7 protein-coding genes are annotated in these 13,048 nt (G+C 47.2%); all 7 read left to right on the top strand.

Annotated features, from left to right (window positions below):
• The 7 genes from OXH00_22435 (at position 1) to OXH00_22405 (ending at position 12,962) form a co-directional block, all read left to right on the top strand.
• Positions 1 to 669 (top strand): hypothetical protein, encoded by a 669-nt coding sequence (locus OXH00_22435; protein MCY3743783.1) that lies wholly within the window; start codon positions 1 to 3, stop codon positions 667 to 669.
• A 50-nt stretch (positions 670 to 719) separates the two neighbouring features.
• Positions 720 to 1,487: a DUF3108 domain-containing protein gene (locus OXH00_22430; protein MCY3743782.1), complete on the top strand. Its 768-nt coding sequence runs from the start codon at positions 720 to 722 to the stop codon at positions 1,485 to 1,487.
• A 59-nt stretch (positions 1,488 to 1,546) separates the two neighbouring features.
• Entirely contained in the window at positions 1,547 to 5,050 is a 3,504-nt protein-coding gene (mfd, locus tag OXH00_22425) for a transcription-repair coupling factor (protein MCY3743781.1), read from the top strand.
• Between the two features lie 112 nt (positions 5,051 to 5,162).
• A complete protein-coding gene (locus OXH00_22420) occupies positions 5,163 to 6,131 on the top strand; it encodes a peptidyl-prolyl cis-trans isomerase (GenBank protein ID MCY3743780.1) in 969 nt (322 codons plus the stop codon).
• Between the two features lie 174 nt (positions 6,132 to 6,305).
• The gene (locus OXH00_22415; protein MCY3743779.1) at positions 6,306 to 7,313 is read left to right on the top strand and encodes a peptidyl-prolyl cis-trans isomerase; all 1,008 of its coding nucleotides are present in this window, start codon (positions 6,306 to 6,308) and stop codon (positions 7,311 to 7,313) included.
• Positions 7,314 to 7,477: 164 nt separating this feature from the next.
• Positions 7,478 to 8,770: a peptidylprolyl isomerase gene (locus OXH00_22410; GenBank protein ID MCY3743778.1), complete on the top strand. Its 1,293-nt coding sequence runs from the start codon at positions 7,478 to 7,480 to the stop codon at positions 8,768 to 8,770.
• A 7-nt stretch (positions 8,771 to 8,777) separates the two neighbouring features.
• Positions 8,778 to 12,962 (top strand): peptidylprolyl isomerase, encoded by a 4,185-nt coding sequence (locus OXH00_22405; GenBank protein ID MCY3743777.1) that lies wholly within the window; start codon positions 8,778 to 8,780, stop codon positions 12,960 to 12,962.
• The last annotated feature ends 86 nt before the right edge of the window (positions 12,963 to 13,048 follow it).

Below are 13,048 nucleotides of genomic sequence, written 5' to 3'. Positions count from 1 at the left end.
ATGAGAAAAGATGGAGGGGCGACATTGCTGTTGCCTCTATCATACATATTTTTTACATTCTTACTCTTTCTCAGCATTGGAATTGTCAGCGCAACCGCCGAAACTTCATCGGTTGCAACGGACACCGCTGCGGATACACAATCCGACACTGAGAACCAGAAACCTCTTCTACCGTTTGTGCCGGGTTATATGGACGCACCTGAAACGGAACCGGATTATTCACTGTTTCGGTCGCATCCAGAGCGGTACTACCCTGAACTTGATCTTCAAAAAGCGCGACGGCTATCCGCTTTTATGCCCGGATTGGGACAGGCTTATGCTGGTAATTACACAAAAGCGACACTGTTCCTAACCGTCGAGTTAGGCACTTTCGCGCTTGCTGGATATAACATCGCTCGCGCCCTGCATTACAACGAACAAAGCGTATTTGAGACTGGATTCCAAGACGATCGGACTGACAGATTTTTAACACATGAACAAGGGCAGGCTCGCATGAGAAATCATGTGTTTTTCAGCGGTATTTTCCTCGCAACAGGCATCGGGATCCACATCTGGAATATCCTTGATGCCCCTAAGACCGCTGAAGCGTATAATAATCGAAGATTTTCGCTTCAGGTGCAACAAACAGGTAATGGTCTTCAATCTCTGGTTTTCACCCATAGATTCTAAAACTGTCGTAGAAGACGTATTATTTCAACGCCAATTGCGAGGACAAAAATGTGCGTTATGCAAAATATCTCATCTTTGCACTGCTCTTCGTCGGGAACATCGCCTTAAGCGGTAATTCCGTGTTTCTTGTTGGGGAAGGGAACATCATCCCGAACCCGCTACGTGTCGGCGAAAAGTTAACCTATAGTATCAGTTGGAAAAGATTACCAGCCGGAGAACGGACAGACTGGATTGTCAAAGAAGAAGCACTGAAGGGTGGAGATGTATATCGTATCCAATCGAAAATGAAAACCCGCGCCCTTTTCAGACCCTATAAATTCCGAAGCGAGCAGGAAACGCACTTTAATCCGACAACACTTTCACCTGTCCGTTTCCAGAACCATGTACAGGATCGAAAACATCTTATTACAGTCAAAATTGATTTCCGTGATGGTGAGGCGGACTATGAAAGAGTCTCGCGTCCAAAACGAGAGGCACCACAAAAGCGCGAGGCAAAGGTACTGGAAATACCGCCCGGCACCCAAGATGAACTCTCGCTTATCTACTTTCTACGTTCTAAGCAACTTGTGCTCGGCGAAACCTATTTCTTCCCGCTGCTCGTTAAAGGAAAGGTACTGAAAGCCACACTCACTGTTGAACGCAAAGCGTTCGTTAAAAATAAAAAATTGGGCAATGTTAGAACAATTGTGTTACGAACATCAGAAGGCGGTCGCTTCTGGATTACAGATGATGAACGACGGTTACCTGTCAAAATTGAGACAGAAAGCAAAATAGGCGCGATAAAAGCCACTTTAACGGATGTTGAGTTGGCGGATTAGGACTTAAAACAAACATCTTGTACCCGCGATACCGCCGGTGACTTGTCAAGGAAATTGTAGTGATAGAACTTTTACGTGAAACAGAAAATTACCAAACGTTGGTGGCGCGCCTCAAAGATGGCAAGAAACTCCCTTGGCTTAGAGGATTGGCAAACGCATCGACTGCGTATCTCCTTGCAACGCTCATTGACGATTTCCCGAAGAAATCTTTTTTAATTCTCCTTCCTTCACAACGTGAAGCCGAACAGGTGATGGCGGAAATCTGTACATACCGGGCGTATCCGACTTTAGAAACGACACCCACCCCGACTCCAGAATCTGGTATTCATTTTTTCCCGAGTTGGCACCGCAAAATTTTTGATGGCATCGCGCCTCCTAAAAACATCGTCACAGACCGGATGCGGTGTCTCGAACGCCTGTTGCAGAAAGAACGGAGCATTGTCGTAACCACAAGCCAAGCGATGCTTTACAAACTTCCGCCTCGACAGCATTTTGCCGACGCTTGTCGTGTCCTTAATCTTGGGGACGAGATAGATCCCGACGATGTCGCAGCAATGCTTATGCGCGGCGGATACCAGAGCGTTGAACTCGTGGAGGTCAAAGGCGAGTTTGCACGCAGAGGAGACATCCTTGATGTTTATCCGCTTACAACCGATACCCCGGTCCGAATTGAATTTTTCGGGGATGAAATTGATACCATCCGCACCTTCGACCCGATATCGCAACGTTCAACGGCATCGATTCAATCGGTGAGCCTGACCCCGCTGCGAGAAGTGCTTTCCGAGGATATATCCGTTGAACATTGGCGCGCCCAAACGGATTCGCTCATTCAGGCACAACCCACACCGCAACTGATAAATGCTGTCCGGGAAGTAACACAGCACTTGACAAAAGCAACATCTCAATATCCGCTTCAAGACTGTCCTCTCAATGATGCAATAGAGGCGTTTTTACCGATGCTTGTCCCAGAAACCGAATTGCTGACGGACTATCTGGCCGATGATACAATTGTCTGTTTGATAGAACCACAGTGGCAACAGCGCGAAGCCTCACAAATGCACGAACGGACACAGGAATTGTATGAAAAGAAGATTGATAAATCCAGCCTCATGGTACCACCGGATACGCTCTTAGCCGCCGTTGAAACGCTTAGCACGCAATTAGAGAGGTATCCCGTCATCTCATCATCTTTGGCACCACCGCGTGAAGTTACCGAGAGTCAATTGGCACCCCTGCATTTTGAGATGAAACCGCTCGCCCTCCCATCTGGCAACTATCAAACGATTATCAATCAGGTTAAGACATGGGTAGTTGCGGGGAGACGGATACATCTTTTTTGCGAAACGCCGCAGCAGTTAAAACGCGTAACTGAGATCTTAGCCGAGCGTGACTTATTTCCACCAGATATTGACATCAGTGTCGGGGCAATCAGTGAGGGATTTCTCAACGAAGCGTTAGATCTCATGGTTATTTCTGAAGACGAGCTCTTCGGAAATCGCCAACACCGTCCCATTCGACGCCGTCCGCCTACAGATGGCACACCGATTCTTAGTCTGATTGATCTAAAAGTCGGAGATTATGTTGTCCACGTTTCCCACGGTATTGCTATCTATGACGGGATACGCCGGTTGGCAATTGATGGCAAATCACAAGATTTTCTAATTCTTAAATACAGTGATAGCAATATCCTCTATGTGCCTACCTACCAAGTGGACCTCGTTCAGAAATATATTGGGAGCAAAGACAACGCGCATAAACCTCGCGTGGATCGGCTCGGTGGAACAGCATGGCATCGACGAAAGGGGCGAGTTAAAGAATCGATTGAACAGATGGCGGATGAATTGCTCAACTTATACGCACTTCGGCAAGCTCGAAAAGGGTACAGTTTTCCCGCTGAGGTGCCGTGGCAAACCGAATTTGAGGCGCTCTTCCCCTATCAGGAGACCGATGACCAACTTCAGGCGATTGAGGACGTTAAAGCTGATATGGAAGATGAGCGCCCGATGGATAGGCTTGTCTGTGGAGACGTTGGATATGGAAAGACAGAGGTCGCCTTACGCGCTGCTTTCAAAGCCGTTATGGCAGAAAAACAGGCAGCAATTCTCGTGCCAACAACAATTCTTGCACTGCAACACTATGACACCTTTGAGAAACGGTTTCAGTCTTTTCCTATCAATATTGAGATGCTAAACCGGTTTCGCACACCGAAAGAGATGAAACAGATTAAGGAAAAATTGGCGGCAGGCACTGTTGATGTTGTTATTGGGACACATAGCCTACTCTCCAAGACAGTAAAATTTCAAAATCTTGGGCTTCTCATCGTTGATGAAGAGCATCGCTTTGGTGTTAAGCATAAGGAGAAAATCAAACAATTTAAAGAGACTATTGATGTGCTTACACTGACAGCGACACCGATCCCGCGGACACTCCACATGTCGCTTGTCGGCATCCGGGATTTCAGTGTCATCAATACGCCACCAGCAGATCGATTGCCGATTCAGACGTATGTGATGCCTTACGATAGGGAGGTCATTCGAGAAGCGATCACAACAGAATTAGCACGTGACGGTCAGGTCTTTTTCGTCCATAACCGTGTTCAAGATATTCAGAATATTGCCATAACGCTTCAGGAACTCGTGCCGGATGCACGTATTGCAGTCGCACACGGGCAGATGCCAGAACGTGAATTAGAATCTGTTATGCTTGAGTTTGTCCGCCACAAACACGATATACTCGTTTGTACAATGATTATTGAATCAGGACTGGATATCCCGAACGTTAACACGATCTTGATTAATCGGGCGGATGCGCTCGGTTTAGCGCAACTCTATCAGTTACGTGGTCGCGTCGGACGTGCCGATGCTCAGGCTTATGGGTATCTATTCTATCCACGGGAGCGATCCATTACTGAAGGCGCGCAAAAACGGCTTCGCGTTATTGAGGAATTCACTGACCTCGGTTCAGGTTTTAAGATTGCCCTCCGGGATTTGGAAATTCGCGGCACCGGAAATATACTCGGTGCTGAGCAACATGGACATATCGTCACTGTTGGTTATGAGCTTTATTGTAAACTTCTTGAAGAAGCAGTGATGGCTCTAAAAGGTGAGAAGGTTGAGGAGACACTGGAAACACGAATTAGTCTACCCATAGAAGCCTATCTGCCCGATGATTATGTCCCTGATAGCCGTCAAAAGGTCTCCATCTACAAAAAAATTGCAGGTTTGAAAGACGACGCTGCTTTGAAAGAACTCCGCGCGGAACTTCAGGACCGCTATGGTGCAATCCCTGAACCCGCTGAGATGTTACTTGAAATCGCCAGTGTAAAGCAATTTAGCCAAAACCTCGGCATTACCGCGATCGTCGCGGGGAAAGAGCAGGTAAAGGTCACTTTTAACGAACAAAAACCGAGAATTAATGTGAAGAAATTCATTGAAATAATCCACCAAAATAGCAACCTTCAGTTGCAACCACCGGCACAACTCAAGATTCAGATGCCGGGGATGACTGGAGTGAATATGTTAACCGAATTACAACGAACACTTAAGGTGTTTGTTGACATGTAATAGTTTCTTTGTAGGAGGGGTTTGTAACCCCGATTTTGGAACATGATACCTCATGGAAAAAATTGCGTAAATCCTAAATTTGTCAGATTATGACGAAAGGAAATTTTAGCACATGAAAAGAACGATTACTATTTTTGTAGTTGTCGCCATGACCTGCCTATTGACTTGGAAGTTCGTCCAATCGGATAGTCATGAGGAGCCAGCTCCCGTTATGGACGAGAGCCAGGTGATTGTGGCAGCGTACAAGTGGAACGGCGACACACACCAAATTTCGTTGGCGGACCTGAACGCCGCTATCGCAGAACTTCCTATTTACCGCCAACAGAACTATGAGAGTCGAGCCGATAAAGCCGAATATCTTGGAGAGTTGATAGAGGAACGGCTCAAAATCCTCCGGGCGACTGACGAGGGGTTTGATAAACTCTCAGAACACGTCAAGAAACTCGAAGACTACACGCACCAACTCATGGTTGAAAAATTAACCGAGATGGAAGTTGATGCCAAGGTGGTCTATACGACTGACGACCTTATGGCATATTATCAGGAAAATCTCGGTGAGTACGTTGAGGAAGCAAAAGTTCGCGCAACCTGCATCACGCTTGATGATGAGGACCTCGCCAACGAGACGCTTGATGCTATTAAAGCAGGAAAAGACATCGTTGATATGGCGAAAGAACTCGCTGAAGCAGGGAAATTCGCCAACGGACCCGGTGTTAACGAAGATGATCCGGGTAATACCAACTTCTTCACAAAAGCTGCTTCAGCGCGCTGGTCGGAATTCATTGAGGCTGTTTTCGCGCAAGAAGTCGGCGAAATGACAGATGCAGTCTTTGAAACTGATGTCAACGACGAAACCTTTTACCTTATCTTCCGTAAAGAGGAGCATCAACCCGAACGCCAGCAGGAATTTGACGAGGTCAAAAGCAACGTCGAAAGAACGATTGAGCGTACAAAGAAACGCGAGCGTATCAATGCATGGGTCAACGAGATTTCTGAAAAAGGTAAGTTGAAAACCTATCCTGAGAATATTCCAACGCCACCGCAACCCGAAGAAGCGGAGACCGAGGAGTCAGAACAGTAGCAATTAGCCATCAGTCATCAGTCATCAGCAGTCAGTGAAGTCGTAAGTCTGTAACAATAGATCCTATCTTGCGTACTCGTAGGACGCTGTAAATTGTTACAGAGAACCCTTTTTGCTGATTGCTAATGGTTTCCGATGGTTGATAGCGATAAGAAAAGGAGTTTAGAATTGAAAATGCTCACAAGAATTACCCAATCCATGGGTAGAATAGATTGCCAGCTTCGACTGCCGGTCGTCCCTTTACTTTTACTCGGGATTCTTGCTACACATCCCGTCTTTTATAGTTGGGGCGACGGAACAGTTATTGCTGAATTTGAGTGGAACGGTAAACAGCGCATCACCCTTGAGGAAATGATGCAGGAGATTAGCGAACTGCCAGAATACAAACAGCGGCAGTATGCGGACAAAGAGGGGTTGGAGACTTACATGCTCCTTATGGCGGAGAGCCGCTTAATTCTCAATCTCGCTCGCGACCATAAGCTCAACGAAGACCCGGAAATTCTCAAGAAGGTTCAGGACTATCTTCACGAGTTGATGGTTAAGAGAATTACCACCCAAGAAGTTGACGATAAGCTCACCTTGTCTGACGCTGATTATATGGCGTACTATGAAGCGCACAAAGCGGAATACGTCCGTCCGGCGCAAGTCAAGCTTTTGTGTATCACCCTCATAAATAAGGAACGGGCTGATGAAGTTTCCGCAGAAATCAAAGGCGGTAAAGACATTGCCGAGGCCGCACAAGAACTCTCTGACCGAGGCGAACTCGTCGGGCCTGGCGCGAATGCATCCTCTCCTGGTGATACCGACTACTTCAGTCGTGATTCTTATCCGTCGGGAACCGAACCTTTCTTAGATGCAGCGTTCTCTGCAGAGATCGGTCAAGTCCACGATGACGTTATTGCAGTCGAAGTCCAAGGTCAGAAATACTTCATGATGTTCCGTAAGGATGAGGCTCGCGATGAATACCAAAAACCCTTTGAGGACGAGGATGTCCACAAGAGTGTGGTGAGAAAGGCTGACCGTGAAAAGCGCGAAGCCCTTATGACGGAATGGGTCAGCAAACTCCGCGAACGTGCCGAGGTCAAAACCTATATTGACCGGATTCCAGAGGCAGCACCCGAAGAACCGGCTGCAGAATCGGAATCAGAGGAATCACCCGCGGCGACAGAACCAGAAGAATAGTTGTCAGTTGTCAGTTCGGTTTTCTCTCACTGCGAGGCATGAAAAACCTTTCAGTTGTCAGTAGTTGTCAGTTGTCAGTTGTTAGTTACAAGAGGGATATGGTTTAATCAGAACCCTCTTAACTGATAACTGACAACTGAATACCTCTATAAAGGAGCAGGTACATGCTGTACAAAAAAGGTGTCTATCTTACGTTGATCGTTTTTCTTATCAGCGGTGGTATCTCAAGCGTTTATGCTCGTACATTTGATAGAATTGTCGCTTATGTCAACGACGACATTGTCACCAAACGCGAGCTTGATGTCTTAGTGAACCAACGTGCCATGGAACTCCAGCAAGTTTATCGCTTTAGTGAGCGCGAAGCACTCAATGAGGCTGAACGACAACGCTCCGAATTGTTGGACAGACTTATCCGGCAAATGCTACTTTTGGAAGCAGCGTTGACATTAAGGATTACTGTCGGTGATACAGAGGTTGAGCAGTACATCAAAGACTTTAAAGACAAATACCAAATCGAGACCGACGCGGAATTTGAGAGACAGCTGAACCGAGAGGGGATGACACTCGCGGCATTTCGTGAACAATCAGAGCGGAACCTCAAAACAGAGAAACTCGTTATGGGTAGAATTGTCCCCAGGCTACAGATACGCGACAGCGAAATCCAAGAATTCTTTGAAGAGAATCGGGACCAATTATCAACCAAAACAGACAAAGTCCATTTAAGACACATTTTTATCGCCTTTAAACCCAACCAAGCCGATCGCGATGCCGCTTATGAAAACGTGAAAAAAGCACTGAATGAAATCGAAACAGGAAAAGCGACGTTTGAGGAGGTAGCACAACGTAATGATACCTCTCAGCAGGCAGGCAGTCTCGTAAAAGCGTCTACCGAAGAGCTCAGTGAATTTCCGAAGATATTTCAGGATTCACTCACAAATTTGGCGGTAGGTGCGCTCAGTGAACCTATTGAAGGCGACAGAGGCCTCTATATATTTACCGTTGAAAAGAAAACTGACGAGATGATTGAATTTCGGTATTTCATTGTCCCCTTGGTTGCAAGCCCATCGGCTATACAAGAAACGCGCAAGCGCGCTGACGCAGTTTACGCAAAATTGGAAGCTGGTGAAGATTTTAGTAAACTCGCATTGGCACATTCTGATGATGGTGAAACACGTGAAAACGGTGGAGATCTTGGGATAAGATCCTTATCGGAGCTCAATCCTAAAACGCGAGAAGTCGTTGAACCGCTGGTTTCCGGTGCCTACAGCCAACCCTATGAAACTGAACTTGGACTCCATATCTTCAGAGTTGACGAACGAGATAGTCCCGGTCTGGCTGAAGCGGAGAAGGCACAGATTACCGTAATACTCCGTCAACAGCGATTTCAGGAAGAATGGGACGCATATACTGACAAACTGCTTGAAAACGCCTACATTAAAATTAATCTGAAAGAGTAAGAAACCTGTGAGAAAGAGCGGTTCCGATTTGCCTATCCATCACCAGCATCAATATGCAAACGCAGTGTCCCTTTGTGAAACAAACCCGCCGTCGCGAATACGCACCTTGCTCGTTTTCATGCTGAAGTGTGTGTGCATAGCGGCAGTCGTATTCGTCATTGCATATCTCTTTTCCCCAATGCAATCGGTTATAGCGCAAGACGCACAACCCGCTGAGCCACCTGCTGCTGAGACAGAGCCACCCGATGCCGAAGCGGAAGAGAATGGTTCAGAACAGTTGGATCCTGAGACTGATACCGCCGAAGAAGGCGACGCGCAACCCGCTGAGCCACCTGCTGCTGAGGCAGAGCCACCCGATGCCGAAGCGGAACCGGCACAAGAGGAAGAAGAAGGTGGTTCGGAACGGTTAAATCCGGAAACTGATGTCCCCGAAGAAGGCATGGTCATCGGCGATGGCGACGATATGTCTATCGTTGATAATTTCGTTCAAATTCACGGGAATGCTCTCATCAAATTTGAAGATGTCATCTTGCGGGCGGATAATGTCTGGGCGGATTTCGACGAGAATCTGTTGCGGGCATCAGGGAACGTTCATCTCAAGGTCGGCAATGAAGAGACCTACTCCGATGAACTCATCTTCAATCTTGAAAACAAAAAAGGGATTGCACGCAACGGCTTCACATATAGCGACCCGTGGTACTTCGGCGGGAGTGAAATCTTTAAAATAGAGGAGGATCGCTCCTATATCCGAGGCGCGACGTTGACCACCTGTTCACTGAAACACCCACACTACTATTTCAGCGTCACCGAAGTCATTGTCCGAATGAATCAGGAGTTGATCGCGAAAAACATCGTTTTGCGTATTGGTGGATTTCCGCTCTTCTATTTCCCCGCGATTCGACGTGATCTCCGTAAAGGAAAAGTAGCCAAGATTATCGTCAAAATTGGGACAGATAGTTATCAAGGCCCTTACCTCAGTATTATCCAGCCTATTGCCCGGAAACGGCGTTATGATGGGGCACTGCTTTATGATAGAAGCGCGCGACGCGGACAAGGCTACGGCTTTGAAGGCAAGTATCGATTCTCGGATACAAAGTTCCAAGAAATTTACATCCCGATTCCGCCGGATGTAACCCCTAATCAACGGACCAAGTTACAGGAAAAAGCCCAAGAATTGCAGGACCGGCTTGATGGTGAATATGATCGCTATTGGTTGAAGCAGATTTTTCTGGAATATAAAATTACGGATGCCGATATTGCCCGTGCCAGAGAGCAGGCGGAAGAACTTCTCAAGCAGCTTCAAGAAGAAGACGCAGACTTTGCGGAACTCGCGCAGCGTAGTTCTGACCACTCGGATACCCGTTATGAGGGCGGCGACCTCGGTTTCCTTGCCCTCGGCGAAACCGACGAGGACGGTGAACCGATACTTGATCCCACTTTGGAAGCAGCTGCCTTCACATTACCAGAAGGCGAAATTAGTGCTATCGTCCAAACCGAATCCGCATTTCACATCCTCAAAGCCGATCAGATTGTTGATGTCTATGGTGAACGTGAGGTTAAACTCCGCCGTATTGATATCGCTATTACCGCCAGCGGTGATACAAAGGACGCGCTACGCGTATTAGCGGATGATATGCTCCAACGCGCCCACGAAGGTGAACCCTTTGAACAACTCGTGCAAATATCCTCGGACATGATGGAGAGTCTTTCCGATGATTTTGCTGATGTAGCGCAACCGGCACTCTCCGAAGTTAATGAAGGCAAAGGACTGCCACTAAACGAGATGGAGTCTTCTTGGCAATCCTCTGTTAGACGTTTAGAGAAACCGGGGGATGTTATTGAACGCCGACCTATTACTATGCCTGAAGGTCTCTATATCTTCCAATTAATCAGAAAAGAGGAGACACCTACCTTTGAAGTGATCGCAGCGGAATTTGAGGCGGAATGGGAGACGTTTTACGAAGACGTAATGAATCCTGCACCTGAAGAGACTGAAGAAGGAACTGAAACGGATAAAACACCGCAAGATACTACTGAGGATATTCAGCTACAAGAAACTGATACTGCTCCCACTGACGAGGCTCCTGTTCAAGAGGCTGAGACCACTGGTATGGATGATGGACAGAATGTTGAGCAGAACGAAACGGATGATGGTGATAGCGCACAGAGTGCCGAGCAGAACGAAGTGGAGGTGGACACGCAGGACGGTGCAGTTCCTAATCAAAACGGAACTGATCCTGAAGACTTAATCACCGAAGGAGACACAGGAGAGGACGCAGAAAACTTAACTGCCGAAGGAGACATAGGAGAAGACGCAGAAGAGGACGCAGGAGAGGACGCAGAAGGTGAAGAAGAACTTAAAATCTATCGAAAACACGGATTCCGTGGACGGTGGGAAGACCCGAGTCCGGTAGCCTCGGAAGCACAGAGTTTGTATGCTGGCGACTTGGGGAGACGACCTATTCAAACCAAGAAATCTTTCCGGCTCATCAAAGTCGATAGAAAGCGGACCTATCGCGGCGACTTCTATATCTACGCTAAAGATGTTTATTCTGGACAACGACAGAGTGCCGTCCGAACCGGTAACAACCTAATTGCGCGATGGGCGCATACACATTCCATCTATACGCCATGGGATAACCGTCAAGAAGGTAGAAGGCCGATTAGTTTCACTGGCAGGACGGAACTTCGATCCCAGAGTTATAAGGAAGAATACGAGCTCCCGGCGCAATCTACACTCAACTCTTTTGCAATTCTTACTTATGGGACGGGTTTATCAACCTTTGATCTCGAAGACCTTGATGCAAATGGAAATCTGAAGTTCTCACGAGAGACTATTGGCGATATCACAAGTAGACTGGAAATCCGGCACATCCACGATTTCACGGGTGAAGGTACGAGGTCGTTACAGAAACTTCCTCGATTAACCGTGAATTTTTCACGGATGCGCCTCAGCGCGTTCCCTCTCTTCGAGACGCTCAACGACAGCATGTTAACGGTTGCTGAAAAATTTGAAACAGAGAAACCGTTCCTCTCAATGCTCTCGTTTCCAACGCTTGAAAGCACAAGTGTTGACCTTGATATTGAACTCGGCAACTTCTTTAGGGAGGTTTTTCGGAATAAAGATGGTGAGGAAGAGAGAGATGTATTCCTGAAAACAATGGACCTCGGTTTTGATGTCCGCAAACAATCAACACTTCTGATTACGCCTTTACGAGAGTTGCAGCTGAGCCTTAACCTCAACTCAAATACGGTTTGGCACGACCGAGACCAGGATGAAAACAAGAACATTTTTCGGAGCGTTTTCAGTTTTAACGGATCGGCTACAAATACGCTCTTCCGCATCTACAACGTCGGTTTTGTCCCGGGACTACGGAAATTACGGCACGAGATTCAGTCCTCACTCCGTTACGATTATCAACCTGCTGTTGACAGAGATGAGAACCTCTATCCGTTCGGTCCCAGCACCTATTTCTATGAGCGAAAACGTCTTACCTATAGTTTTAACACAGGTATTGAGATCAAAACTCGGCGGAGCCAATCGCCACATCGGATCCTCTATTTTGATACACGCCTTACCGCGGATTTCACAGAATTTGATCCCTTAGATGAGCGTCAGTTTGAACCTATTGAGAGCGATTTTACAATCGTCCCGCTGCCGAGTCGAAACCTTAACATGACATTCCGTTTTACACACGATCCGAACCCGCATCCAGATGACGGAAAACAGTTCAAGATGGTCGGATTCCGTTCCAACATCCGTTACACCCGACAGTCTTGGAATGTCAGTATCGGGAGTTCTTTTAGCAAGAGACATACCGCAAGACGTGCTTCGCGGTCTATCACGGCTACTGGGCGTTACCGTTTGAGCCGGAACCTCGAATTTAATGCCAGTCTCATCTATTATCCGATTGATGGGCAATTTTATCAACAACGTTTAAGTATGACACGTAACCTACACGATTGGAATCTCCGAATTTCTTGGAGTCGAATCGGTATTAAACGAGAGCCGCCTTACGACAATGTCCGTCAAGACTTCACGTTCCAGGTGAACCTCATCCAAGAACCTGCGGTTTCGATGGGTGTCGGTTATGACGCAACGACGGAAACGTGGGGCATCCGCACATTACCTGCGGGGACACCTTACAACGCATTCGGTGCCGGGAATTCACTCGGTAGGTCTTATTTTTAGTGCTTAATCTACTTGGTAGCTGCAGTTTTGCGGCGTTGAGCGTGTCGCCGAAACTATCAGATTCTGCAAAATGAACCTCGCTGTCC

Source organism: Candidatus Poribacteria bacterium, assembly GCA_026706025.1.
In the GTDB taxonomy this organism is placed as follows: domain Bacteria; phylum Poribacteria; class WGA-4E; order WGA-4E; family WGA-3G; genus WGA-3G.
This window is presented reverse-complemented; position numbering and strand designations above follow the sequence as displayed.